Source organism: Streptomyces sp. NPDC085481 (assembly GCF_044541845.1).
Taxonomy (GTDB): domain Bacteria; phylum Actinomycetota; class Actinomycetes; order Streptomycetales; family Streptomycetaceae; genus Streptomyces.
Map to the genome: position 1 here is coordinate 620194 of NZ_JBITTJ010000001.1, position 24438 is coordinate 644631.

Annotated in this window: 30 protein-coding genes, 1 tRNA gene and 2 pseudogenes; 25 read left to right on the top strand and 8 right to left on the bottom strand. The window is 68.1% G+C overall.

Translation table 11 applies throughout. The annotated features are described in order from the left end of the window. The first annotated feature begins 26 nt into the window (after positions 1-26). Positions 27-488, top strand: a complete 462-nt coding sequence (locus ACIGEZ_RS02910; protein ID WP_399824959.1) for a DoxX family protein — start codon at positions 27-29, stop codon at positions 486-488. 120 nt (positions 489-608) lie between these two features. Then, positions 609-1253, top strand: a complete 645-nt coding sequence (locus ACIGEZ_RS02915) for a DedA family protein (protein WP_399826191.1) — start codon at positions 609-611, stop codon at positions 1251-1253. Between the two features lie 70 nt (positions 1254-1323). Here ACIGEZ_RS02915 and ACIGEZ_RS02920 read toward each other — a convergent pair. Then, positions 1324-1542: pseudogene (locus tag ACIGEZ_RS02920) on the bottom strand (DUF2277 domain-containing protein); the annotation flags it as partial. 44 nt (positions 1543-1586) lie between these two features. After that, a complete protein-coding gene (locus tag ACIGEZ_RS02925) occupies positions 1587-1811 on the bottom strand; it encodes a hypothetical protein (protein ID WP_399824961.1) in 225 nt (74 codons plus the stop codon). A 247-nt stretch (positions 1812-2058) separates the two neighbouring features. On the opposite strand from ACIGEZ_RS02925, the gene ACIGEZ_RS02930 reads away from it, so the two are divergent. Continuing rightward, positions 2059-2823 carry a GntR family transcriptional regulator gene (locus tag ACIGEZ_RS02930; protein WP_399824962.1) on the top strand — a complete coding sequence of 255 codons (765 nt, stop codon included), beginning with the start codon at positions 2059-2061 and terminating at the stop codon, positions 2821-2823. Here ACIGEZ_RS02930 and ACIGEZ_RS02935 read toward each other — a convergent pair. Next, positions 2765-3577, bottom strand: a complete 813-nt coding sequence (locus tag ACIGEZ_RS02935; RefSeq protein WP_399824963.1) for an MBL fold metallo-hydrolase — start codon at positions 3575-3577, stop codon at positions 2765-2767. The genes ACIGEZ_RS02930 and ACIGEZ_RS02935 overlap by 59 nt on opposite strands. A 128-nt stretch (positions 3578-3705) precedes the next feature. On the opposite strand from ACIGEZ_RS02935, the gene ACIGEZ_RS02940 reads away from it, so the two are divergent. Beyond that, positions 3706-4155 (top strand): lamin tail domain-containing protein, encoded by a 450-nt coding sequence (locus ACIGEZ_RS02940; RefSeq protein WP_399824964.1) that lies wholly within the window; start codon positions 3706-3708, stop codon positions 4153-4155. On the opposite strand, the gene ACIGEZ_RS02945 is transcribed toward ACIGEZ_RS02940, so the two are convergent. From ACIGEZ_RS02945 to ACIGEZ_RS02955, 3 genes are all read right to left on the bottom strand, one after another. Beyond that, entirely contained in the window at positions 4145-4702 is a 558-nt protein-coding gene (locus ACIGEZ_RS02945; RefSeq protein WP_399824966.1) for a DUF4231 domain-containing protein, read from the bottom strand. The genes ACIGEZ_RS02940 and ACIGEZ_RS02945 overlap by 11 nt on opposite strands. Positions 4703-5503: 801 nt before the next feature. Next, on the bottom strand, positions 5504-5773 hold the full coding sequence (locus tag ACIGEZ_RS02950) for a hypothetical protein (protein ID WP_399824968.1): 270 nt from the start codon (positions 5771-5773) through the stop codon (positions 5504-5506). A gap of 92 nt (positions 5774-5865) precedes the next feature. Then, complete coding sequence (locus ACIGEZ_RS02955) at positions 5866-6624, bottom strand: GntR family transcriptional regulator (protein ID WP_399824969.1); 759 nt, start codon at positions 6622-6624, stop codon at positions 5866-5868. Between the two features lie 78 nt (positions 6625-6702). Here ACIGEZ_RS02955 and ACIGEZ_RS02960 point away from each other — a divergent pair. From ACIGEZ_RS02960 to ACIGEZ_RS02990, 7 genes and pseudogenes are all read left to right on the top strand, one after another. Beyond that, positions 6703-6980 (top strand): annotated as a pseudogene (locus ACIGEZ_RS02960) (hypothetical protein). A 472-nt stretch (positions 6981-7452) separates the two neighbouring features. After that, positions 7453-7716: a hypothetical protein gene (locus ACIGEZ_RS02965; RefSeq protein ID WP_399824971.1), complete on the top strand. Its 264-nt coding sequence runs from the start codon at positions 7453-7455 to the stop codon at positions 7714-7716. Next, positions 7673-8380, top strand: a complete 708-nt coding sequence (locus ACIGEZ_RS02970; protein WP_399824972.1) for a GntR family transcriptional regulator — start codon at positions 7673-7675, stop codon at positions 8378-8380. The genes ACIGEZ_RS02965 and ACIGEZ_RS02970 overlap by 44 nt, the downstream gene beginning before the upstream one ends. Beyond that, a complete protein-coding gene (locus ACIGEZ_RS02975) occupies positions 8377-8724 on the top strand; it encodes a hypothetical protein (protein WP_399824973.1) in 348 nt (115 codons plus the stop codon). Before ACIGEZ_RS02970 ends, ACIGEZ_RS02975 begins: the two co-directional genes overlap by 4 nt. 297 nt (positions 8725-9021) lie before the next feature. Beyond that, positions 9022-11289 carry a hypothetical protein gene (locus ACIGEZ_RS02980; RefSeq protein ID WP_399824974.1) on the top strand — a complete coding sequence of 756 codons (2268 nt, stop codon included), beginning with the start codon at positions 9022-9024 and terminating at the stop codon, positions 11287-11289. Positions 11290-11938: 649 nt separating this feature from the next. Beyond that, positions 11939-12670, top strand: a complete 732-nt coding sequence (locus ACIGEZ_RS02985; RefSeq protein ID WP_399824976.1) for a hypothetical protein — start codon at positions 11939-11941, stop codon at positions 12668-12670. A gap of 202 nt (positions 12671-12872) precedes the next feature. After that, entirely contained in the window at positions 12873-13322 is a 450-nt protein-coding gene (locus ACIGEZ_RS02990) for a hypothetical protein (RefSeq protein ID WP_399824978.1), read from the top strand. A 722-nt stretch (positions 13323-14044) separates the two neighbouring features. Here ACIGEZ_RS02990 and ACIGEZ_RS02995 read toward each other — a convergent pair. Then, positions 14045-14512, bottom strand: a complete 468-nt coding sequence (locus tag ACIGEZ_RS02995) for an NUDIX hydrolase (protein ID WP_399824980.1) — start codon at positions 14510-14512, stop codon at positions 14045-14047. On the opposite strand from ACIGEZ_RS02995, the gene ACIGEZ_RS03000 reads away from it, so the two are divergent. From ACIGEZ_RS03000 to ACIGEZ_RS03050, 11 genes are all read left to right on the top strand, one after another. Then, positions 14513-15310 (top strand): GntR family transcriptional regulator, encoded by a 798-nt coding sequence (locus ACIGEZ_RS03000; RefSeq protein ID WP_399824982.1) that lies wholly within the window; start codon positions 14513-14515, stop codon positions 15308-15310. 139 nt (positions 15311-15449) lie between these two features. Further along, a complete protein-coding gene (locus ACIGEZ_RS03005; RefSeq protein WP_329855396.1) occupies positions 15450-15800 on the top strand; it encodes a hypothetical protein in 351 nt (116 codons plus the stop codon). A 29-nt stretch (positions 15801-15829) separates the two neighbouring features. After that, positions 15830-17158: an FtsK/SpoIIIE domain-containing protein gene (locus ACIGEZ_RS03010; protein ID WP_399826193.1), complete on the top strand. Its 1329-nt coding sequence runs from the start codon at positions 15830-15832 to the stop codon at positions 17156-17158. A gap of 82 nt (positions 17159-17240) precedes the next feature. Further along, positions 17241-17927 carry a DUF2637 domain-containing protein gene (locus ACIGEZ_RS03015; RefSeq protein WP_399824984.1) on the top strand — a complete coding sequence of 229 codons (687 nt, stop codon included), beginning with the start codon at positions 17241-17243 and terminating at the stop codon, positions 17925-17927. A 15-nt stretch (positions 17928-17942) separates the two neighbouring features. Beyond that, positions 17943-18119 carry a hypothetical protein gene (locus tag ACIGEZ_RS03020; RefSeq protein WP_329855390.1) on the top strand — a complete coding sequence of 59 codons (177 nt, stop codon included), beginning with the start codon at positions 17943-17945 and terminating at the stop codon, positions 18117-18119. 3 nt (positions 18120-18122) lie between these two features. Further along, positions 18123-18317: a mobile element transfer protein gene (locus tag ACIGEZ_RS03025; RefSeq protein ID WP_399824986.1), complete on the top strand. Its 195-nt coding sequence runs from the start codon at positions 18123-18125 to the stop codon at positions 18315-18317. A 12-nt stretch (positions 18318-18329) separates the two neighbouring features. After that, positions 18330-18485, top strand: coding sequence for a hypothetical protein (locus tag ACIGEZ_RS03030; RefSeq protein WP_329278351.1), 156 nt, complete (start codon positions 18330-18332; stop codon positions 18483-18485). Between the two features lie 11 nt (positions 18486-18496). Then, positions 18497-18826, top strand: a complete 330-nt coding sequence (locus tag ACIGEZ_RS03035) for a SpdD-like protein (protein WP_399824988.1) — start codon at positions 18497-18499, stop codon at positions 18824-18826. An 86-nt stretch (positions 18827-18912) separates the two neighbouring features. Beyond that, on the top strand, positions 18913-20361 hold the full coding sequence (gene repSA / locus ACIGEZ_RS03040; protein ID WP_399824989.1) for a replication initiator protein RepSA: 1449 nt from the start codon (positions 18913-18915) through the stop codon (positions 20359-20361). Next, entirely contained in the window at positions 20358-20546 is a 189-nt protein-coding gene (locus ACIGEZ_RS03045; protein WP_030688058.1) for an AlpA family transcriptional regulator, read from the top strand. The genes repSA and ACIGEZ_RS03045 overlap by 4 nt, the downstream gene beginning before the upstream one ends. After that, the gene (locus tag ACIGEZ_RS03050; RefSeq protein WP_399824991.1) at positions 20546-21697 is read left to right on the top strand and encodes a tyrosine-type recombinase/integrase; all 1152 of its coding nucleotides are present in this window, start codon (positions 20546-20548) and stop codon (positions 21695-21697) included. The genes ACIGEZ_RS03045 and ACIGEZ_RS03050 overlap by 1 nt, the downstream gene beginning before the upstream one ends. A 72-nt stretch (positions 21698-21769) precedes the next feature. Here the strand turns inward: ACIGEZ_RS03050 and ACIGEZ_RS03055 are convergent. After that, positions 21770-21844, bottom strand: a tRNA-Val gene (locus ACIGEZ_RS03055). 179 nt (positions 21845-22023) lie between these two features. Here ACIGEZ_RS03055 and ACIGEZ_RS03060 point away from each other — a divergent pair. The 3 genes from ACIGEZ_RS03060 (at position 22024) to ACIGEZ_RS03070 (ending at position 24435) form a co-directional block, all read left to right on the top strand. After that, a complete protein-coding gene (locus ACIGEZ_RS03060; protein WP_399824992.1) occupies positions 22024-22767 on the top strand; it encodes a DUF4097 family beta strand repeat-containing protein in 744 nt (247 codons plus the stop codon). Positions 22768-22845: 78 nt separating this feature from the next. Then, positions 22846-24213 carry a hypothetical protein gene (locus ACIGEZ_RS03065; protein ID WP_399824994.1) on the top strand — a complete coding sequence of 456 codons (1368 nt, stop codon included), beginning with the start codon at positions 22846-22848 and terminating at the stop codon, positions 24211-24213. Positions 24214-24222: 9 nt separating this feature from the next. Continuing rightward, complete coding sequence (locus ACIGEZ_RS03070) at positions 24223-24435, top strand: zinc ribbon domain-containing protein (protein ID WP_399824996.1); 213 nt, start codon at positions 24223-24225, stop codon at positions 24433-24435. Positions 24436-24438 lie beyond the last annotated feature (3 nt).

Sequence of the window (24438 nt, forward strand, 5' to 3'; positions counted from 1 at the left end):
GCCAGACCGAAGGAGTTCCTTCCCCCATGAACACGCTTGCAAGTCGCCTCGATCAGGCCCGGCCGTACGCCCTCGGCCTCTTCCGGATCGTCATCGGTCTGCTCTTCGCCTGCCATGGCGCCGCCTCGCTCTTCGGAGTGCTCGGCGGCGCCATGGGCGGCGGCACGGTGCCGACCGGCACCTGGCCCGGCTGGTACGCGGCCGTCATCCAGCTCGTCGCGGGCGTCCTGGTCCTGGCGGGCCTCGGTACGCGCACCGCGGCCCTCATAGCCTCGGGCTCGATGGCGTACGCGTACTTCAAGGTCCACCAGCCGGAGGGGCTGTTCCCGCTGCAGAACGGCGGCGACGGCGCGGCCCTCTTCTGCTGGGCCTTCCTGCTCCTCGTCTTCACCGGCCCGGGCGCGCTGGCCCTCGACCGCCTCTTCGGGGCGCGTGGCGCGGAGGCCGGGCAGCCGAGTGAGGAGAAGCGGGCGACGGTCGCCGCGTAAGCACGCCTCGCCCTCTCGCCGTTCGCTTCCGCCCGGGGCCGGAATCCGCTGTCTGCCGCGGATTCCGGCCCCGGTCGGCGTACGGACCCCCGCCCCCGCGTAGGCTCTGGCGCTGTGAACGTGCTCGACAGCACGGGGTGGTCACTGCAGTCGCTGACCGCGGGCCCGTGGATCTACGCGGCGGTGACGACGTCGATCCTGCTCGACGTCCTGCTGCCGGTGCTGCCGAGCGGCATCCTGGTGGTGACCGCCGCCACCGCGGCCTCAGCGGCCTCCGCCTCGGCGACGGCCGGCGCGTCGGCCCCGTACGTCCCCTCACTGCTCCCCCTGCTCCTCTGCGCGGCCAGCGCCTCGGTGCTGGGCGACCTCGCCGCGTACCGCATCGCCCGGCGCGGCGGGACCCGGCTTGCGCGTGCCCTGGCCCGCTCCCGGCGCCTGAGCACGGCGCAGGAACGTCTCGGCGAGACGCTGGCCCGAGGGGGCGGCCTGCTCGTGGTCCTGGCCCGCTTCGCCCCGGCCGGCCGCTCCGTGGTCTCCCTGGGCGCGGGCGCGACCGGGCGCGGGCTCCAGGACTTCCTGCCGTGGTCGGCGCTGGCGGCCGCGGTCTGGGCGACGTACAGCGTCGGGCTCGGCTGGCTGAGCGGCCGCTGGCTGGGCGCGACCTGGCTGGGCGCCTGCGTCCCGGTCCTGGCGCTGTTCCTGGCGGGGGCGCTGGCGGCCTATGTCATACGGCGTCCGGCTGCGGCTCCCGCCGCGGCGTCCTGACGGTCTCGCGCTGCGGGGTCCCGGCGGGCTCACGCCGCGGGGCCCCGGCGGGATCCTGTTGCGGCCTGGTGGCCGGGCGGGCCCCGCGGATCTCCAGGTCGGCGAGCAGCCGGGCCGTGGCCTCCGCTATCTCGTCCACGGCGCGGTCGAAGACCTCACGGTTGTGCGCGGCGGGCGCGCGGAAGCCGGAGACCTTCCGTACGAACTGCAGGGCGGCGGCGCGGACGTCGTCCTCGGTGGCCTCATGGGGCAGGGCGGGCGGTCGGAGCGTCTTGATACTGCGGCACATGTCTCCAGTGTGACGCGCCCCACTGACAACCGCCGGTGAGGACGTCAGTTCCCGAGACTGCGTCTGCTGCGGGCGTTGATCTCGGCGGCGCGGGCGCGCAGCTCCCGCATGGGCGTGGCGAGCTGGACGTCACCCGGCTCTGCCTCCCATTCGCAGCCGCCGTTGACCGGCCGGATGAGGAAGCGGCCGGCGACGCTGTCGACGTAGAAGCCGACCCGCCCGGTGGCGGTATCACGGACGAGGTCACCGACCTCGGGCACTGGCTGCACGCATCCCTCCGTTCCGCTGGCGAACGCGCGGAGATCCCGCATCGGCGATCACCGATCACCGACCACCGATTCGGGGATCAGAGATCACAGATACACCCAGAGAAGCCCTGAGACCCCCCTCTGTCAACGCATCTCTAGAGATGTCCCCCGAAGGGCGGACAGGCCGCACGCGACGGCGCACAGGTGTACACCACCCCCGAGAACCGGGCCTTAGGGTGTCCCGCAGACGGAAGGGAGTGGTCCACCCATGACTGACCAGGAAAGCGGTCGTCGGCCCAAGTACCAGCGCATCGCCGACGAGTTGAGAACCGCGATCCAGTCGGGCGCCTTCGAGCCGGGCGACCGGCTCCCCGGCGAGAACGACCTCATGTCCACCTACGACGTGGCCCGGATGACCGCCCGCCAGGCCCTGTCCGTCCTGCGCAACGAGGGCCTTGCCGAGGCCCGCAAGGGTGCCGGGGTGTTCGTCCGCACCTTCCGCCCGCTGCGCCGCCGGGGCATCCCGCGGCTCGCCGGGGAGCACTGGGGCGGCGGCCGCTCGGTCTGGTCCGCGGACATCGAGGGCCGCGCCCTCGTCGTGGACCAGCTGGAGGTGACCGCCACCGTCCCGGCGGGCCCACGGGTGGCCCGGGCGCTCGGCCTGGCCTCGCCCGAGGCCCCGGTGTGCGTACGCAGCCGCCGCTTCGTCCTGGACGAGAAGCCGGTGCTGCTCTCCGTCTCGTACCTGCCCGCCGGTCTCGCCGAGGGCACCCCGATCACCGAGCCGGACACCGGCCCGGGCGGCACCTACGCACGACTCGCGGAACGGGACCACCGGCCGGTCCGCTTCCGCGAGGAGATCCGCTGCCGGATGCCCACGGCCGACGAGGCCGACCGCCTGGCGCTCGAGCTCGGCACGCCGGTGATCCTGGTCAGCCGGACGGCGCTCACGGAGGCGGGAGTCCCGGTCGAGCTCAACGAGATGACGCTGGACTCGGCGTCGTACGTCCTGGAGTACGACTTCGACGCGTGACCTCGTACGTCCGCCCGGCCTCGGCGTACGAGACGGGCCCGCCGAACGGCCCGGCCGCCCGTTCCACCGCCTCCTCGGGCGCGATGGCGGGCCCGACATGGGTCACGAGCAGCCGCGCGGCGCCCGCCTCGGCGGCGGTCCGCCCGGCCTGCTCGGGGGAATGGTGCCCGGGCACGGGACCGTCGGCCTCGCAGAGGAACAGGTCACTGTCGCGGGCGAGTTCGGTGAGCGCGGCACAGGGCTCGCTGTCCCCGGAGTACGCGAGAACACCCCCGCCCCCGCCCTCCCCCTCCACGCGCAGACCGAAGGCGTCGAGCCCACCGTGCCGAACGGCCCGACTGAGGAGCGAGAGCGAGCCGACCCGCCCGACATGCCCGTCGTACAACTCCTCGACGGCGAAGGCGCTTTCGACGGGGCTGCGGCTCGGGCCGTTGGTGAGGAACCCGGCCAGCCGATCGGCGATGCCCGGCGGCCCGTACAGCGGAATCGGAGCGGCGAGCTCGATGTCGGCGTGGAGCAACGCGTAGTACGCGGTGAGGAGATCGGCGCAGTGGTCGGCGTGCAGATGCGAGATCCAGACGGCGTCGAGCTCGCCGGGCCCCACGTACCGCTGCAACTCGGCGAGGGTGCCGGTGCCGGCGTCGACCCAGACGCGGACGCCGCCGCCCCGGAGGAGGTATCCGGAGCAGGCGTTGCCGGGCCGCGGGTAGGGGGTGGCGGACCCGAGCACGGTGATCCGCAAAGCGCCGTCCATGCGGTCACTCTAGGCCCGGCTCCCTCCATTTCCTCGATTCGATGCGGAAGTTGTGAAGGAGATGCGTATTCTCTGTGCAGGCCGGGCCGCCGTGGGGGTAGCCCGGCCCCCGTCACCAAGGGACATCCATGCTTCGTACGCGCACCGTCGCGGCCGCCGCCACGGCAGCCGTGGCCGGCCTGCTCCTGCTGCCCTCGCCCGCGCAGGCGGCCGGTTCCGTCCACCTGTACAAGATCTACTACGACAGCCCCGGGACGGACACCCGTTCCAGCGCCAGCCTCAACGCCGAGTACGTCCAGATACGCAACACCACCGGTGCCGCGGTCAACCTGCGGGGCTGGACGCTGACGGACGCCGCGAACCACAAGTACACCTTCGGCAACTACACCCTCGGCAAGGGCAAGACGGTCACCGTCCGCACCGGCCGCGGCACCAACACCGCCGCGAACCTCTACCAGGGCCGCGGCGCGTACGTCTGGAACAACGACAAGGACACGGCGACGCTCCGCAAGTCCAACGGCACGCGCATCGACACGTGCTCGTACAACTCGACGCGGGTCGACTCCGTCATGTGCTGACGGTCGCCGCCGTGCCGCTCCCCTCGCCTTCCTGGCGGGGCGCGGGGAGCCCGTACTGCTGCAACTCGGCGTTGACCTGCCCGCCGAGGGTCATGACGTTGAGCGTGGCGGAGTTCTCGCTGGCGATCGCCTTCTCGACACGCGCGACGAGCGTCGTGAACGAGTCGCGTTCGGAGAGACGGTGGTACGGCCCGACGCGCGCGGCGAAGTACACCCGCTCGTGACCGAGCAGCTGTTCGGTCGAGCGGTAGTTCTTCCACTGCTCCCGGTAGCGGTACACGCTCTCCAGGGACACGGACGCGACGACGACCAGACTGAGCACGGTCGCGGTGATCCGCGCGAACCCGAGATCCAGATTCACCAGCACGGGCACGAGCGCACCCCCGACCACCGACACGGTCCGCATCCGCAGATGCATCGCCTTCATCTTGGTGGCCTTGCGGTCGTACCACGCCTGATACTGCGCGAGCCGCCCGTCCAGATACCTCTGCGGCGTCATCTCGGCACTCTGCGCCCCGACTTCGGGCGCGTCCCCCACCTCGTCCATGCGACGGAGTACATCCCCGCCCCCGCCCGCCCGTCAAGGCGCCGGGGAGGCCGTGAGGGGCTGAGCGGACAGCTAACCGAACACGAGCTCTCCCAGCTCTTCCAGCCAGTACCGCACCTGGTGCCACCGGCGACAGAACCGCTTCGGGCGCCGCCACCTGGGCGTATCAAGCGGCCGACGACACTGCTTGCACCGCTTCACACGCGCGTTCCGTTCCCCCATGGCCACGACTCCAGCCCGCCATGTCCGACCAGGGAGAACCACCCCGAACCGGGCACTCGCCTTTACTACCGCCGAGGCCCCCGCAGCTCATGCTGCGGGGGCCTCGGCACTGGTGGGCGCGGACGGTTTCGAACCGCCGACATCTGCTTTGTAAGCTCGTGCGGACACGCCCTGCGAGGCTCAATTCCCAGGGACGGACCTACGCCAACAACCGCCTGACACCGCCTTCGTCCGCCCTCGTTGATGTCAGCTGTGGATGTCACTTGCCGAACTGCGGGACGGGGCAGGGCTCCATGGGATCGTCCGGCCGGTCGGCCCAGTGCCACCAGAGATGCCGATCGGGACACCGCCAGATACCACGGCAGACGCGCTTGTCATCCTCCTCGCGCCGGGAGAGGAGCAGCCCGCGCGATGTCATGGGTTGATCGCACTCGGGGCAGAGAGGAGGGCCACTGGTCATGCCACGCAACCTACCTCGGCGTTGTCAGTGATACGGGTCCGGCACCTTGGACAGGACTCGACCACCCACACGGACTGCAGGACCTTCTCGGCGGGCCAGCGGACACGCCTCCAGGTCCCTCACCCCAGCTCTTCATCGTCTTCGTTGCCACCCGCAGCCTCCAGCAATCGCTGTCTCGCCTGCTCCAGGCGGCCGGCGTAGTCGGGCATGAATACCTCGGCAAGAGTCGTCTCCAGGGTCCCGGAGATCGCGTAGATGCCTGCCCAGACCGCCTTGTCCGGCACGATCGCGTCCAGCTTGTCCGACTCCATCATGACTTCGTAGAGCCAGTCAGACAGGACGAATGCCTGGTCACGCGTGAGTTTGATGATCACCGGTTCTTCGTCCACGCGGTCACGCTACAGCGCAGGATTGGGGAGCGAACTTGAGCGGGATCTGCCAAGGCGTCCGCCTGCGCCAACGGTGATTCAAGCTGCGGATGTCAGTGCCGGTTGATCGGGATCTCGTAAACGATCTCGCACAGCGCAGCAGGGACGACGATGTCGGCCGTCTCGACGGGCTGCCCCTGGTCGCTGTAGTAGGTGCGCCGGATATGGGTGACGAGTGCGGCCTTCTGGATCCCGAGGAGCGATGCTTCCTCGGCGGTCGCCTGCCGCGGCTCCGGCTGCTCGACGGCATGGCTGACCGTGACCCCGATCTCGGCCATCCGGTTCACGACGCCGGTCCCGGCGTGCGGCCCGCCCTCGGGAAGAACAACGAGGGTCCCGCCAGTGAGGTCGTACGGCTCCCAGCTCGTCGACAGCTGCACGGGCCGCCCGTCGGCAAGGAACTCGTACACGGTCCGGACACACAGCTCGCCCTCGCCGATCCCAAGCCGCGCAGCGATCTCGGCCGGCGCGGGCACCTTGGCATCGGTCCGACTTTCCCAGCCACCGTTCCGCCCGACGGCCTTCATATCGGACCGGAACGGCGACCCGTCAGGCTGCTCGCGCGCCGCGGACCGCACCATCCGCACCCGCTGCCGGGGCTCGGCCACGTAGGTCCCGGACCCGGCCCGCCCCTCCAGCACGCCCTGGGAGATCAACAACTCTTGGGCACGGCGAACGACGTTCTCGCCCACCCCGCACTCCTGGCCGATCTGGGCCCGCGAGGGCAGCCGGTCTCCAGGAGTCCACTCGCGCTCCGCGATCCGCCGCCGCAGTTCGTCGGCGATGCGAAGGTATGGCGGCTGCTCAGGCATATGGAAAATCTAGTCCACTAGCTCTAATCTAGTTAACTAGCTTCACTCAAAGTGATCGCCGGTGACGGAGGCTGCCCTGTGCCTGCTCCAGAAGTAAGCGCGGAGGCCCTCGCTGCCCGACTGTCCGCCATCGGACTCACCACACGCGTGCTGAAACGCGCCAGACACACGTCGATCGAAGTGGAGGTGCCGGAACCCCTCCCCGCCGAGACATGGCGGGAGGTCCTGGAAGTCGTGGCACAGGCAGACCGCTTCGGTCTCCTCGCCACCAGCCTGGGCGGCCGCACCCTCTGGGCCGCCGTGAACAAGCGGTCCCCGCGACAGGCGACGTCCGGGGACCCGGCCATCAGCGATAGGAGCTGATCAGCATGCTCAACCGTATCCGCCGCGCCCTCACACGTACCAGAGCGCGACACCTCCCGTCGCGCCGGCACTGCCGCCTCTTAGCGCCCGTCCGACCGCCGATCGTTCATCACGACCTCTGCAACTGGCCGACGGTGCTCAAGACTCCGCGTGGAATCCGTACCGACGTGCTCGCAGGCGAGGAGAACGCGCTCGTCCGCCCGTACGTACTGGCCAGCGAGGAGCACGAGTTGCAGCGCTCGGCGTCCGCACCGGCGGAGGCCCTCTAATGGCGGGCCCCCCTCAGCCGCGCGTGACACGCTCCGCCGCCTCCTACCGATCGAGCGCCTGCCACATCGGCACCCATCACGACTGCGCCCACTCCTCCCCCTCCGCGGCACCGGTCGGGATCCCGGTGGTCTACGAAGCGTGCGAGTGCACCTGCCACCCGAACGACGACGGAAACACGCGGCGGGAGGTAACCCAGTGAGGGGATGGGCACCCAGCGGTGCCCTTGCCTGCAACGTCGAGATCACCTCGGCCACCGTGCAGCTCGGAGACGTCATTCAGATCGGCGGTCAACCGTGCCGGGTGGCCGACCTTTTCCAACTCCCCGGCGGCGCCAAACGCCTCCTCTTCGAATCGGGCGAGCTTCTGACGATGCACTCCCGGACTCGACTCATCGCCCTCCGCATGCTGAGGGGCGGTGACTCCCGCCGTGCCTTCGCGCCGCCACGCCATCGCCGCTGAACTGCGAGCCCAGATCTCGACGGGCAACCTCAAGGCCGGCGAACGCCTCCCCTCGGAAACCCAGCTCGCCACCCACTACAAAGTCAGCACGCCGACACTGCGAAACGCGCTCGCGCTCCTCCAAGCCGAGGGAGTCATCGAAAAGGTCCATGGCAAGGGGAACTTCATCCGTCCCCCACTCCGGCGCATCACGTACGCCGGCGGCGGCCGCACGCCTTTCGATCCCGCACTGCAGGTCAGCATCCGCACGACCAACCTCGGGGCGCGCGGACACCTCAGAGCCCTGCTGAGGGTCTCGTCGAACAGCCCTCTGACCGAGTTCCTCTGCATCACCCACGAGGGACAGTCACCTCACAGCCTGGCCCGCATCTACGTCCCCCGCGACCTGGCGCCAGCCGTCCAACTCGGCTTGCCGCCGCGGCTCCCGGGAGTGGAGGCGATATCGACGAAGTTCCGGGAGACGGTCACCGCCCGCCTCCCCACCCCCGAGGAAGCAACGACCCTCCGAATCAGCTCCACCCTGGCTGTCCTCTCGATCACCAGCGTGGCCGCCGACGCCACCGGCCGTGTCCTGCAGGCCGCAATCCTGGTCCTCCCCGGCGACCGCGCAGACGCAGTCTTCACCACCCACCCCATGACCGAAGAAAGGGAGACGGAAGGATGACGCCCCACAACGAAATGCGACTCCTCCCCTGGTCAGGCCTCGACGGCAAGCCCTGCTTCCTGAGCACCGACGACACCAACGGCCGCCTGTCCCGCCTGGCCGACGAAACCGAAGCGGCACAGCTGGAGCTGGCGACCAAGCTCTTGGACTACGTGTCCGGGCTACTCGACGACGCACAAACAGCCCCTGAATCACTGCGCCCCCTGGCGACAGATCTCATGGGAGCCTTGCGTGACACGTTGCGCGTAGCGGAAAGCCGCGGTCGCCGCTTGCTAACCACAGACCCGGAAACCCGCCCCGACAGCAGCGAGGGCCCGATCCTGCCAGCAGCGGCCTTCGGCTAGCGAGCAGCCCAGCGTTGCTGAGACGCCCCAGGCGGAGCCTGGGGCGTCTCAGCATGAACACGCTCAGGAGCCCACTGGGCCGCCGTCAAAGGATCCGGCATCGCACCCTCCTTCACGGAACCTCGGCGAGTGCCCTGCGCGCCCATCGTTGGTCAGACGAACGTGCAGCCCTTCAACCTTCGATGCGACCGGCTTGCAGTACTCCACTCTGGGGGCGTTTTCAACGTTTTTAGTACCCGAAGCGCGCCCCGGGGAGTACCTTGATCCTCATCTGAGCGGGCAACAGGAGGAGACGTAGTGGCCGACAGAATTCCCGAAGACGTCGTACGCATCGCCCTAGACAAGGCCGAAGGATTCCCCTTCGAGCGGTTCGCCATCTCCTTCTATTCTTCCCTCATGGGAGTCGACTTCGTACCCCTCGGCGGCGTAAAAGATGGCGGGGCCGATGCACGCGATGGGAACTTGTTCGAGGAATCACAAAGGCCTGAGACGTACTATCAGGCAAGTGTCGAAATCGACACAGAGGGGAAAATCAGGCGGACAATTGAACGACTGCGAGAATTTGGCCGAACGCCGAAGGTACTCTTTTACCTCACCTCAAGAACGGTCAAATATTCCGACCGGGTAGAGCGAGATCTAACAAACGACCTCGACGTCACAATCATCATCCGCGACGGTAGCTACATCGTCGCCCACGTGAATGATGACGCGGCCACAAGGACAGCATTCGACGAGCACCTGAGAAGCTATACGGATTTCCTCAAGCGTATCGGCTCATCCCGACTCATCTCGGCATCACAACACGTCAAGAACCCAGCCGCATTTGTATTTCTGTCGCAAGAGCTTGAGCGTCGCTCCGGAAACGAAAAACTAGTGGACTCCGTTGTTGACGCTTTGGCCCTTTGGGCCCTGGAAGGCACTGATTCTGACAAAGGAATTCTATATGGGAGCGACAAAGTCCTTGGCGTGATTGAAAGCTCCCTCCCAAGCGTCCAAGGTCTCGTTAAGCCGCGGCTTCGAAACCGCCTTGAGGCCATGTCTAACAAACAATACAGGGGCGGCCGTGCCGTGAACTGGCACAAGAAGGAGGATGGCTTTTGCCTGCCCTATGAAACGCGGGTGCGAATCGAGGAGGAAAATACTGCTGACGAAAAGCTCCGCCTTGACGTAATTGCCAGCTTTGAAGATCGCTTGCGGGACGAAAACATCAAGGGGCTTGGGAAGGTCCGCACACGACAAGCGGTTGAAGTCGCACTGCGCACACTTCAACTGGCATTTGAGCGAAATGGCCTGGAATTCTCAGCCTTCTTGCACGCTAATGAGAAGTCTGACTACACAACGATAACGGATTGCCTCGCATCCGCCCTCAGGGAGCACGGATTGACGGGCAGAGACTCCGCGATCGTCGGCGACGGAGCATTCTCCGTACTCAGAGGCGTTCTCTACCATTCGACAGACGCGGAAAGGAGGTATCTTCAGCGCCTTTCGCGAACTTATGCCCTTCTCTTCACTTTGAACACCGAACCTCGACTTATGGATTTCTTCCAGGAAATGACTGGAGAGTTCCATTTGTTTGTGGGGGCAGACCAGATCGTTCGCGCTCTGAGTGAGCACTACCTCGAAGAGCCCGACCGAATGACCGCGAACACACTTCTAATGGCGAGCAAGTTGGGAGCGCGACTAGTCCTAACCGAACCCGTCCTGGACGAGGTCGTCCATCACCTGCGCGTATGTGATTTCGAGTACAAGAACCATCTGGCCAGCGTCGACGAGTTCATGAACTACGAGATCGCCAGAAATGCCCCACATATTGTGCTGAGAGCCTATCTCTACGCCAGAATAAATCAGGACCTCGGATGGAGACGCCCTAAGAGCTGGCAATCATTCGTGAACCAGTTTTGCACATACAGTGACTTGCACAGAGATGCGGCCTTCGATGATATTCGTCGATACTTGCAAGGTAAGTTTTCTTTCACCTTCGAATCTGTTAGCGACTTGGAATCGCTGGTGGACTTGAGTCAGGTGGAGTCGTTGGCAGCGCAGCTCGAAGAAGCAAAACGGGATTTTCGACTGGCACGCAACGACGCCCTGCTCGCGCTTGCCGTGTACGGCCACCGCAAGACCCGAAAGGAGGTTTCCAGCATCTCGGAGTTCGGGTACGCCACCTGGTGGTTGACCTCCGAGACCGCCATCCTGAAGTACACGCGGGGCGTCGTAAAGGAGAATCGGGCACGCTACGTGATGCGTCCGGACTTCCTCCTGAACTTTCTAACTCTAGCGCCAAGCGCCGCAGTGGCACGCCAGACTTTCAAATCTGTATTCCCTAGCCTATTGGGGATCAAGCTTGCTCGACGCATGAAGATTGACACGTTCAATGAAATCATGGATTCAGTGACTGAGGCAGTAGACTTGGACGAGGCTCGAAGGGCTGCAGAAATAGCGAAGTCCATCGACAAACTCAAGAGCGATTTCGCAAGGCAGTACACAAACTTGGGTCCAATGAATGGGCTGCAGGGTGTGGACCTTTTCGCTGAAAACACTGCGCTCGGCAATGGTCGGGGTTAGCACTCCAACCGACCTGTACCGACAGTAGGCGGAGCGGGTTTGGCCGGTGGCCTGCCCGGGCTGGGGTCGAGCATGAGCAGGGGGCCGTACGCTGGTTGGCAACTCGGTGAGGCTTTGTGCCTGACCGCAATGTGATCGAGTGGCCCCCGATCATGCCCGACACGGGTCTCAGACCGGGGAGGTGGCTACAGCCGTGGAGCCGACCGCCCAGCCCCAGAGGGGTTCACCACCCATCAACCCGAACTGTCAGGCGTGCGGCCGGCGGCCAGGGCGGGGAGCGGTACACGTTGCGGGGCGCGATGGGGCGCCCCACACGGACCAGCTGCTCCACCGAAGCGGCCCGGCTGTCCCTGACCGCAGCCGTAGATGCCAGCCGTAGATGCCGAAGACCCCCAACCGTGATCGGTTGGGGGTCTTCGTCCTTGAGCCCCCTGTCCGGTTCTAACCGACGACCCCTCTTTGCAAGAGCGGGAGAGCAGAGCTGTACCTGACCTGCGCGGATGCGGCGGGAGGTGATCGACACCCCAGAGCCCGACCGCGCCCCTCGTTCCCCGTGGCTCCCCGCACGATCTGGCACGGATGTGGCACGCTCCTCGGCCCAGGTCTGGCCTGTACCTCTAGTGGGAAGCTGCTCGCTAGCATTGCTCGCATGAGCCGCGAGCCACGTGAAGCGAAGCCAGGATCATTGACTGAAGCTGGTGTGAAGGCAACAACCGGCGTCCTCGTTGCGACGATTGCGGCGTTCTCTCCAGTTGCCGGCCTCGCAGCTGGGGTTGCGAAAGAATATGCCGACGCCCCGATCTTGCGGCTCATGGAGAGTGTGCGCAGGCGTCGCGAAGAGCGGGCCGTCCAAGCACTGGAAGCCGGCTCCGAAGAAGCGCAGCAGCCTCTGGATAGACTCGTTCACACGATTGAGACCAGCCCAGAACTGCTGGCCTTGATGTCGGAGACGGTTCAAGCTGCCATGGAGACACCCCTCGCAGGAAAGATCATTGCACTCGGGCGGTGTTTGGGGCGAGGGGTACGCGACGAAACTCGGGTCGACGCGGAACGACTCCGCGTGCGTGGTCTCGCAGGTATCGAGGAGCCTGAGGTCAAGCTCCTCGAAGTTTTTGCCCGGGAGAATTACGTGGCTCCAGAAGGCGCCTTTGAGCAGCGTTGGCCCGGATGGAGGCGCCCGGAGATTCTTACTGAACTCCCAGGCTTCGTAGACGTCTTGGATGCATCCATCGCTCGCCTTATAAGGGAGGGAATTGTCAAGGATGACGGCATCGTCAGAGTCTTTGACGCTGACGAAGGCGCGCCCGAGACATGGATCCTTACGGACTTCGGAAGAGATTGCCTGTCCTTGCTTCGGGCGGCTTCTACGCGGGGACTGTGATCTGCGGGATAGGCCAACCCGTCACTCTGTTGGTGCTGGTAGAGGCGACGTGTGGGGTGTCCCCGCGTCCATGGGCGTCCGCTTGCGTGCAGCTGGTGGACTTGTGGCCCGTGCTGAGCGTCGCCGGACGCAGCTGAACGAGACGGGGACTGAGAAGGACCGACAAGGCTCCAGTCCGAGCTGCCGCACCTATGCTGCGGCTATGACTACGGAACCGCCGCTTGACCGGCTGGATACGCAATTTACCGCTGAAAAAAGAGCTTTGGCGTTCGTTGCCTTCGCCGTAGAGCAGACCGAATACCTTGCACCGCTCTTGCCAGAAGGTGCAGGTCTCAGTGGCGCTGTTCGTGTGGCTGTCATCGAGTCGTTCTGGGTGAACGTGCGACTACTGGCCGAGTTCTTGGTTAAGGGGACGGGCTCCCGTGACTGGCAAGCTCGTGACTTTGCTCCCGGCTGGACTGCGACGAACGCAGAAGCAAGAACACGACTCTCGGAAGCTTGGGTGACTGCAAGTCGGCACGTTATGCATCTGAGCAAGGATCGGACACCGGCCCAGCTGAACGCCGTTGAGCCCGTCTCTGCTGAGCTATATCGCCAGGTTGCAGAGGACTGCCGAGAGGTCTACGACGAGTTCGTCGCCAATATCCAGTAGCCGACAGACGTGCAGAGTCTTCGCGGCGCAAGCACCACCTACCCCAACTCCCATCCCGTCCGCCGTCGACCCACACACCGTGGAGCAGGCGCGGTGCCGGGCGTCCAGGTGGAGCGCCCAACTGGACGAACGACCTGGACGCCCGGTGCCGTGTCTGCTCGGCTCTGCCTGGGTCGACGGCGGACGGGATGGGAGTTCCCCACCGCTACACCCCACCGGCCGGCACCCGCCCGCGGGCCCCTCCCATCCCGGAGCCTGAGCGCCCCCGCCGGAGGCATGTCCGTGACCTGAGGACCCGGCGGCCGTCGGGGCTCGGACTCATGCCTTCGGGCCTATCCCGTCTTCCAGGGGCGGGCGTCGGCGCAGCGGGGGCGGAGCGGGCCGAAGGCAGGAGCGGCGCCCCGAGCGGAGCCGGGAAGCCCGCCCGGCGGAGCGGAGCGCAGCCGGGTGCTTGATGAAGTAGAGAAAGTCTTATCGCGCTGTGGTCTCTGGGCCTTCAGAGGGCTATCGGCTTGTAGGACAGGGCTCTGTCGACGATCTACTCTGCTGTCGGGTCAGGGGTGGACGGTCAGTAGATGTAGTCGCTGATGTGGGGCAGCCCAAGCCTTGGTGGAGGGCATCCAAGATCTTCGTCGACTCTTCGTCGGAGGGCTCGGCGTTCATCAGGCGACTTACGAGCGTGATGGCCTCGTCTCGGGTCATCCTCGGTGCAGGGTGCCGGATCATTGCTGGGTGATCAGGTGGCGGCCGTCGTGGCTGCGGACGTGAGGGCCGTTGTCGTCCAGGGCGTCCAGGAGGCGGATCGCGTAGACCTCGGCCATGCGCTCCTTGATCTCCGCCGGCGTGAGCCAGTCGACCGCGGTGGACTCGTCCGAAGTGCGCTCGGTGCCGCCTGAGGGCTTGCAGCGGAAGACCAGGGCGACGATGCCTCGGGTCGTGTTCTTGTAGACGCCCGTCAGTTCGTCGACCTCGACGTGGATGCCTGTCTCCTCCAGGACCTCGCGGGCTACGCCTGCCTCCGGGGTCTCGGTGAGTTCGAGGATGCCGCCCGGGAGTTCCCAAGTGCCGTTGTCCGCTCGGCGGATTGCCAGGAGTCGGCCGTCTTCGCGCACGACGGCTCCCGCCACCGACACCGAGTGGAGTGGCGTTGACTTTGCTCCGGCGCTCCCATTACTCATGTACAGGAGCATATGAGAGTGGGTAGGACTGTGGGAACTCCAGCAGGAGCTGGCAGAGCCGTACCTCGGTACGTGCAGATCGCGGACGAGATCGTCCAGCAGATCCGGGCGGGCGTCCTCAAGGCCGGCGACATGGTTCCGAGTGAGTCGGAGCTCGTCGAGCGATACGGGGTTGCTGGGGGGACGATCCGTAAGGCCATGGTCGAGGTGCGGGCCAGTGGGCTCGTAGAGACTCGGCATGGCAAGGGTTCGATCGTGAAGGATCGGCCTCCCGTACGGCTTCGGTCCTCGGATCGATTCCGCGCTTCTCATCGGCGGGGCGGTAAGGCTGCTTACCTCGCCGAGTCCGAGCAGTCTGGCGCAACCGCGAAGGTGAGTGTCCTCTACATCGGTCCCATGGAGGCGCCGGCAGATATCGCTGAGCGGCTTGGGGTCGACGAAGGCACGCAGGTGCTCGCGCGGCGGCGGCTGTACTTCCGGAACGGGACTCCCGTCGAGACCGCTTCGTCGTACCTGCCGTGGGACGTGGTGAAGGACATCCCCGAGTTGTTCGCCGAGAACCCTGGGCCCGGTGGCATCTACGCCCGCCTCGAAGACCACGGCCACGCCTTCACCGAGTTCGTCGAGACGCTCCAGGCCCGGCCGGCCTCGAAGGCGGAGGCATCCGAGCTGGCCTTGAGTCCCAGTGCCCCGGTGATTCGCCTGCTGCGCGACGCGGTATCCGAGGAGGGCCGTGTCGTGGAGGTGTGCGACACCCTCATGGCCGCTGACCAGTTCGTCTTCCAGTACCGGATCCCCGCGACCGACTGACGCCCGCTCAACTCCTCACAGCCCGCTGCGGTTTGTTCTCCGTAGCGGGTTGACTCATATACAGGAGTGGGGCACTCTTCTTCATGTCACTCATATACATGAGTGTAGGAGTTCAACATCTCTAGAGGAGTGTTCTGCTGTGCGTCAGATCCCCGTCGACACCTCCGCCGCCCTCGTGATGGTGGCCCAGCCCCCGACCCCCAAGATCGCGAACCGCCAGACCGGCGAGATCGCCACCGACCGCGAGACCGGCGCGACGCTGATGACCGTCGACGTCATGTTCGTGATGGACGGCAACGCCGAGATCCTGAACCTGACCGTCCCGCAGACCGGCGTCTCCGGCGAACTGGCCATGGGTACCCCGGTCGCCCTGACCGGCGTCGTCGCCCGGCCCTGGGAGAACGAGTTCAACGGCCAGAAGCGCCATGGCATCAGCTTCCGCGCCGTCGCCGTCACCTCGCTCGCGGCCTCCGCCGCACAGGCGGCCTGACCATGACCGCCTTATGAGTCACGCTCGCCCTGGTCGCCACGGTCGCGCTGCTGCTTCGGTGGCAGCGGCCTGCCTGGTACTGGATGTCCTTCGGCGTCCTCTTCGCCGTCGTGCGGGTCCTGGTCCGGTACTCGTCCGTCATGGACGCGTGCGGACTGACCGTCCCTCCCCCGCGCTGGCGGCTTGCTCTGGCCCGTATGACCGGGCGCCCGGTCCCTGACTCAAAGGCACCGCGGATTCTTCGGCTGCGGCCCACGCGGACCGGCCTGGTGCTTCGGGTGAAGCTCCGCCCCGGTCAGGACGCCTTCGACTTCTCGGCCGCGTCGGACCGGCTTCGGCACTCCTTCGTCATGCGGAACGTCACCACTCGCGAGATCCGCTCCGGTGTCGTCGAGCTTCGGATGACCGGATACGACGTGCTCAAGCGAGTTCAAATGCCCGCTCGGCCTGGTGGCGGAGTGATGCGGGTGCCGGTCGCCATGCGGGAGGACGGAGAGGTCTACTATCGCGACTACCGGCAGGTCCCGCACGCGCTGAACGTCGGCGCCACGCAGTCCGGTAAGTCCGTCTATCAGCGCAACCTTGTCGCCGCCCTCGCTGGGCTCAACGTGGCCTTGGTCGGGATCGACTGCAAGCAGGGAGTTGAACTCGCGCCGCTCGCACGTCGGTTCAGTGCGCTCGCCGACAACCCCGACAGCGCTGCCGACCTGCTCGACTCGCTCGTCGAGCACATGCACGACGTCTATCAGCTCATCCGGCGCGAGCAGAGGCTGAGCGCCGACACCCCGGATGCGGAGATCACCGCGGACATCTGGGACCTCCCTGACGGTCTCCGGCCGACGCCGATCGTTCTCATGGTCGACGAGGTCGCCGAACTCGCCCTGTTCGCAACGAAGGACGAGGAGAAGCGGCGGGACCGGATCATCACCGCCCTCGTCCGCCTCGCCCAGCTCGGCCGCGCCGCCGGCATCTACCTGGAGATCTGCGGACAGCGCTTCGGCTCCGAACTCGGCAAGGGGATCACGATGCTCCGCGCCCAGCTCGCCGGCCGTACCGCCCACCGCGTGAACGACGAGACCAGCGCCAACATGGCCTTCGGCGACATCGCGCCGGACGCCGTGCTCGCCACCGTCCAGATCCCCACCGACCGACCCGGCACCGCCGTCGTCGGCGACTCCTCCGGCGGCTGGGTCCGCATCCGTACCCCGCACCTCACCCTGCGGCGAGCCGTGAACCTCTGCAACGCCCACGCCTCCCGCACCCCTGAGATCCCCGCGCTGGATGCCTTCCGTCCCGTCCTGCCGAGCCTGGCCAAGACGCCAGCGGCCGCGACCAGCACGGTTCCCGTCACCGCCTGACACACCCCGTCTCACGGCCAGTGCGACCGTCTCGCGCCAAGTCCCTACCCCTCCCATGCCTGAACCCGAAAGGAGGTCCCTCATGAACCGCACGACGCTGCGGCCGGACGCCGTCCTCGTACAGGCCGTGATCGCCGGTGCCCTGTCTTTCGCCCACCTGCACGACCTCGCCGAAGCGGCTGGCCAAAGCGGATGGAAGGCGTGGGCCTACCCCGTTTCGGTCGATCTCCTGCTCGTCGCCGCCTGGCGTCGGCTGCGTGCGCTGCGAGCCGCCGGCGAGTCCGCCCGCTCGGCCTGGACGTGGTTCGCCGTCTCCTTGGCAGCGTCCCTCGGCGCGAACATCGCCACGGCCGGCCTGCTCGACCTCACCGACGTGCCCGACTGGCTGCGCATCCTCGTCGCCGGGTGGCCCGCGCTCGCCTTCCTCGGCGGCACTCTGCTCGTCCACACACCGGCCGTGCCTGCGCCGACGGATCACTTCACGGAGCCCACGGCCACGGACGCGGTCATCGAGCGCAGCGACTCGTACGAGCCGGATGCCAGTCCCGCGATCGCACCCGCACCGCCTCCGGAGTTGCCTGCCGTCGATCCGGAGCCTGAGCCCGTACCCGCTGCCGTCGCGGTTCCTCCGGCGCTCGTCGCCCATGCCCGGAAGGTCGCCGACGACCACCGCGCCCGCACCGGCCACCCGATCGACACCGACACCCTGCGTGCCCGCCTCGGTGTCCCGCCCCCGATGGCTGATGCCATCGCTGCCCAACTCGCCTGAGAAGGAGTTCAGATCATGCGCGACTCGACCCGGCGTGCCCTGGAACGCGCTGCCGAACTCACCCGGAACAACCACCTCGTGGAAGCCATGGCCACCGCCGAACCGGTGATCCTCGCCGCCGACGAGTACGAGTCGGCCGAGATCAGACAGTGGCTCGCGGACCACGTCGACGACTTCACCCGGGAGGTCTGAGCCATGGCCGCTCGTGACCACTTCCACTCCGTGATGCGGATCGGCCCGGTGCAGATCGGCACCCATCGTGACCGCCGCGGTCGCACCAAGTACGCCGCCGTCTGCACCGCCGACCGCTGCGGCTGGTCCTCCGACTACGCCAGTTCCTCCGCCGCCCAGCTCGCGGCCCGTACCCACCGCTGCCGCCTCACCGACTGAACGGACACGCCCATGGACGTCCCGCTCTGGCTCGCCCTGATCGTCGTCGGCGGCCTCGGAATCAAGCTCATCCGCCCGCCCTGGTGGCTCGTCGCCGTGATCCTCCTCGGCGGCTACCTCCTCGCCGACAGCGTCCTCGCCCCGCTCATCGACCCGATCGCCAAGTAGGGAGAACGGCCATGCTCCGACCGCGCATCCCGGTCAACCCGATCCCGACCGGCACCGTCATCCCGCTCGTCCAGGCCGCGCCCAAGACGGACGTCGAGCACTCCGCCTGCACCCACCGCCACGGTCCGGTGACGCCGGTCGCGCCTCAGCCGCAGGCCCCGGCCGTCCGCCTCACCCCGGCCGGGCTCGTCACCGTCGTCGCCGGCGGCGTCGGGCTCGTCCTGATCGTCGGGACGGTCCTCGTCTCGATGCTCCTGGCCGTCGCCGTCAGCGCCGCCTCGGTCGCCGTCTGCGCCGTCGTCCTGCGCTCGCTCCTCAACAGCCAGCAGAAGCGCCGTTAGCCGGGCTCCCGGGCGGCTCAACCGCCAAGTCTCCGCCGCCCGGGCGCCCTCCCTTTCCAGCCCAAGAGAACCGGAAGGCACCGCCCATGATGACCGACGACCGCCCCGAAACGGGCCCGGTCAACGCCACCCGCTCCACCCGCTCCACCTCTCCCCCGCCCCTCGGCAACCTGGACCCGGCCACCCTCGCCGACGCACTCCGGACCGCCGCTTCCCCCGGCTTCGACCGCTGGACGGAGCAGATCCACCGCACCGGTGGCTGCTCCCAGCCCATCCACCTCCAGGGCTGGACCCTCACCCGGGACAAGATCACCGGCGAGACCCTGCACCGCTACTCCACCGAAGCCGAGCCTGACGGGCGCCTCCGGATCGCCTGCGGCAACCGCCGTGCCTCCCGCTGCCCCGCCTGCGCCTGGGCCTACGCGGGCGACACCTACCACCTCATCCGTGCCGGCCTCGCCGGAGACGACCGCCGAGACATCCCCGGCACAGTTCGCGATCACCCCCGCGTGTTCCTGACCCTTACGGCGCCGTCGTTCGGTCCCGTCCACAACCGGCCCGGCACCCGGCCCTGCCGCTGCGGCACCCGCCACCCCGAGGACGCTGCCGTACTGGGCACCCCGCTCAACCCTGACTCGTACGACTACGCCGCCGCCGTGCTCTTCAACAACCACGCCGGACAGCTGTGGCAGCGCTTCACCACCCGACTCCGTCGTGAGATCGCCGCCGCGGCAGGGCTCTCCCAGCGGGAGTTGAAGGAGGTCGCCCGGCTCTCCTACGGGAAGGTGGCCGAGTTCCAGAAGCGGGGCGCCGTCCACTTCCACGCGGTGATCCGCCTCGACGGACCCGACGGGCCCGACGCACCTCCCCCGTCCTGGGCCACGACCGAACTCCTCACCCGAACCATCCAGGCGGCCGCTGCCCACGCGTACACGACCATCACCGTCACCGCCGTCGGCGATCAGCCGTTACGCCGCCTCCGGTGGGGCACCCAGCTCGACATCCGGCCCGTCAAAGCCTTCGGCGACGGCTCTGACATCACCGAACAGGCCGTCGCCTCCTACATCGCCAAGTACGCCACCAAAGCCGCGGAGACCACTGGCAGTCTCGACCGCCGTGTCGGCAACCGTGAGGCCCTCGTCCTCCTCGGCGTCCCCGACCACACCCGCCACCTCGTCGAAGCCTGCTTCGACCTCGACCCCCTGTACCCGGACCGCCGCCTCCTCGCCTGGGCCCACATGCTCGGCTTCCGGGGCCACTTCTCCACCAAGTCCCGCCAGTACTCGACCACCCTCACCGAACTGCGCGAGACCCGAGCCGAGTACCGCGCCGCCCAGGAACGCACCGCCCGCGGCCTCGGCGACGTCGCCCCTGACACCGTCCTCGTCCTCACCTCCTGGGCGTACGTCGGCCAAGGCCACTCCCCCGGCGAGGCCGCCCTCGCCGCCTCCATCGCCCGGGACATCCAGCTCAACCGTGAGACCGCCCGCGAAGCCCTGCGCGACCAAATCGCCCTGGAAGGAGCTGCGACATGACCACCGCCACCCCTGAGCTGCTGACCGTGCCGGAGGTCATGGCACGCCTCAAGCTCGGTCGCTCGACCGTCTACGACCTCATCCGGTCCCGCCGCCTGGTCTCCCTCACGATCGGCCGGTCGCGCCGCGTCCCCGCCGACGCCGTCCGGGACTTCATCGACAACCAGATCGAGGAGGCCGCCTAATGGCCGCCCAGCGCAAGCGCAATCCCAACGGGGCCGGCACCATCACCCAGCGGAAGGACGGCCGTTATCAGGCCGCCGTCTATGTTCTCCAGCCCGACGGCACGACGGCCCGGAAGTTCGCCTACGGCAAGACCTGGGCCGAGTGCGACGCCAAGCGCCGCGCTCTCCTCGACAAGGTCGACAACGGCGTTCCCGTCCCGACCCGTTCGATGAAGCTCGCCGAGTGGCTGCCGTACTGGCTGGAAAACATCGTCAAGCCGCGCCGCAAGAAGACCACCGCGGCCAAGTACGAGGTGCACGTCCGGCTCTACCTCGTCCCGATGATCGGGTCCAAGCGGCTGGAATCCCTGGGCGTCGCCGACGTCCGGCGCTTCCTCGTCCAGCTGGAGAAGAAGACCAGCGCCGCCACGGCCAAGGAGTCGCACCGCGTGCTGCGCACCGCCCTCACCGCAGCCTGCCGTGAGGAGCTGGTGAGCCGGAACGTCGCGACGCTCGTCGAGCCGCCGACCGTCGCCGCCCGGGAGCTCTCGCCCTGGTCGCTCGACGAGACGCTCGACTTCCTCGCCGCCGCCCGGAAGGACCCGCTGTACGCCGCCTTCGTGCTCGCCATCGCCCTCGGCTTCCGCCGCGGTGAGGTCGTCGGCCTCCGCTGGGAAAACGTCGACCTCGACAAGCGGGAGATCCGAGTCAGGACGCAGCGGCAGAGGGTCGGCGGTGAGGTGTACGAGGACGACCCCAAGGGGCGCCGGCGCAAGCAGACGCTTCCGCTCCCCGCGATCTGTGTCGCGCCTCTCCGGTGGCAGCGTCTCAAGCAGGCCGCTGCCCGCAAGCGTGCCGGGGAGAAGTGGACGGAGACCGGGTATGTCTTCACCACTCGCACCGGGCAGCCCATCGAGCCGCGGAACCTCTACCGCTCGTTCACCCGCGTCGCGAAGAACGCCGATCTCCGCGTCGTCCGGCTTCATGACGCCCGGCACGGTACGGCGACGCTTCTCACCGCCGCCGGTGTCCCGCCCCGCGTCGTAATGGAGATCCTCGGACACAGCCAGATCGCAGTGACGATGAACGTGTACACCCACGTCGTCCAGGACACGCAGCGCGAGGCAGTGAGTCACATCGACCGGCTGCTCAGGAGCCGTCCCCGGTCGTGAGTGACCACCCGCGTTGATGTCAGAAGTGGATGTCAAAGGCCCCCAGCCATGATCGGCTGGGGGCCTTTTCCCTGGTGGGCGCGGACGGTTTCGAACCGCCGACATCTGCTTTGTAAGAGCAGCGCTCTACCCCTGAGCTACGCACCCGTGGAATGAGGCAACAGCGTACATGGCGTACGGGTGGGTCTCGCAAACCGGATACGGGGGGCAGCCCTACCAAAGGGTGGCGGGGCTGCCGGATCGTGGGTGGGGGTGGGGGTGGCTAGCTTGGGGGGACAGTCAGCGGTTCACCTGGGGGTTTGTTCGTCATGGCCGGTCTTCGTCGCGTGTGTGTTCCGCTTGTCGTCGCCCTCGGGATCGCCGTGCTCAGTGGGTGTGGCGGGGCCAGGGCCGACGACGCGCCCGTGGAGACGAAGGCGTTCGGGTTCTCCGGGGGGTCGCTCACCGTCGACTCCGATCATTCGGACCTCGAGATCGTGCCCGCCGACGTCCGCGAGGTACGGGTCACCCGGCAGGTCGACGGCTGGGTGTTCATGGGGAACGGGCCCGAGGCCTCGTGGAGGCTCGCGGACGGGCGGCTCACCCTGCGGGTGGAGTGTGACGCCGTGGCCGCCAGCTGTGCGGCGCGGCACCGGATCGAGGTGCCGCGTTCCGTCGCCGTCAGCGTCGAGAACGACAACGGGCGGGTCCTCGCCGACGGCTTCGCCACCGCCTTCTCGGCTCGGTCCGACAACGGGGACGTGATCGTGCGGCGGGCGGGCGGAGAGCTGGATCTGCAGAGCGGGAACGGGGGCGTCAGCGTCGACGCCGAGTCCCGGCCCTCCGTCGTGCGCGCCCGCACGGACAACGGGGACATCCGGCTCTCGCTCGGGTCCGTTCCCCGGCAGGTCAGTGCCTACAGCGACAACGGGGATGTGGAGGTCGGGCTGCCCGGTTCCGTCTCCTACGCCGTCGACGGGTCCAGCGACAACGGTGACGTCCGGATCGACGTGCCCGTCGACCAGGCCAGCGGGCACTCCGTCTCCGCGCGCAGCGACAACGGCGAAGTCGTCGTCCGCGCAGTGAACTGACAGGCCCGTGTCTTCGTCCTTACCGGGTGGGAGAATGAACCGGACCGGGCAGGGCGGACACAGCACGGGAGAGGGAACGTGGCGGCGACCGACAAAAGGGGTAGGGCGACGCCCGGGATCACCACCACGCTCCGGCTCGCCCTCGCGCTGCCGCTCCTGACCGTGGCCCTGCTGCCGCAGGCCTTCGCCGGGGGCGGGACCCGGCGCTGGTTCGGCGGGCGGGACGAGAGCCGGCGGGCCGAGGCGCAGGCGGCCAAGGACGCCGCTGCCGCCGCCTTCTACGAGCTGGACACGGCTCAGCGCGGTCTGCGGATCTCCATCGAGACGATCTCCGCCGTCGACGACTCCGCCGACGCCCGCCGCGCCCTCGACGGGTTCGCCGCGCTCGGGCGGCGGATCGACGAGGTCAGCAACACGTACATCACCGCCGTCGACGCCCACGACCTCGACCGCGTCGAGCTGGACGCGGCCACCGCCGGCCGCGCCCGCAGCCAGCTCGAGCAGGCCAGGCAGGAGCTCGTACGGGTCAAGGGTGAGCTCGACCGGTTCGAGGACGGGCTCGCTCCCCTGCTCGACCGGGCCGAGACCCAGCTCGCCCGGCTCGCCCCCGCCGTCGAGCGGGCGCGACAGGCGCTCCGCGGTGCGAGCACCGCTCTCGACGGGACGCGGGAGGCCGGGTTCCGCGCGGACGATCTCGCCGGGCGGCTCGCCGCGCTCGGGCCCGAGCTGACCCGGCTCAACGAGGGGGCCGGGCGGCACGGCGTCACGGAGACGCTGCAGCGTGCCGACAAGGTGCTGCGCGAGGCCGAGGCGGTACGGAGCGAGGCCGCCCGCGTGCCCGAGCGGGCCGCGGAGATCGACAAGCGGCTCGTCTCGCTCCGTACCCGCGCCCAGGCTCTCGGCACCCGCGCCGCCGGCGTCGAGCCCGTCCTGTCCGAGCTGCGCCGCCGGTTCTCGGCCGCCTGCTGGCAGGACCTCCAGCACGTGCCCGAGCAGGCCGCCACCGCGGCCCGGCAGGCCGAGGAGCGGCTCGCCGAGGCGACCAGGGCACGCGCCGAGCAGCGCTGGCCCGACGCCACCTCGCTGCTCGCCACGGCCCGCGCCCTGCTCAACACGGCCGACGAGGGCGTCTCGGCCGCCGGTGAGCGGCTGCGCCGGCTGAACGCCGTCGCCAAGGACCCGCAGGCCGACATCGACCGCGCGCGTTTCGCGGTACGGGACGCCCAGCGGCTCGCGATGACCGGCCGCACCACTCCCGACCCCCGGCACGCCCGGCCCCTCGACGAGGCCGTCGCCCGGCTCGACCGCGCGGTCGCCGCGCTCGACAGCGGGCGCCACCCCGACTACTGGGCCTTCCTCACCGAGCTGGAGTCGATCCGCGCGGCCGCCGCCCACGTCGTGGAGCAGATCCGCGAGGAGCGGGGCACCGGGCGCCAGGCCGGTTAGCCTGTGCTCATGCCTCGTTACGAGTACCGCTGCCGGACCTGCGGCGACACCTTCGAGCTCAGCCGTCCCATGGCCGAGTCCTCCGACCCCGCCTCCTGCCCCGCCGGGCACGACGACACCGTCAAGCTGCTCTCCGCCGTCGCGGTGGGCGGCACGTCGTCCCCCGCGCCCGGTGGCGGGGGCGGCGGCGGAGGCTGCTGCGGTGGCGGCTGCTGCGGCTGACCC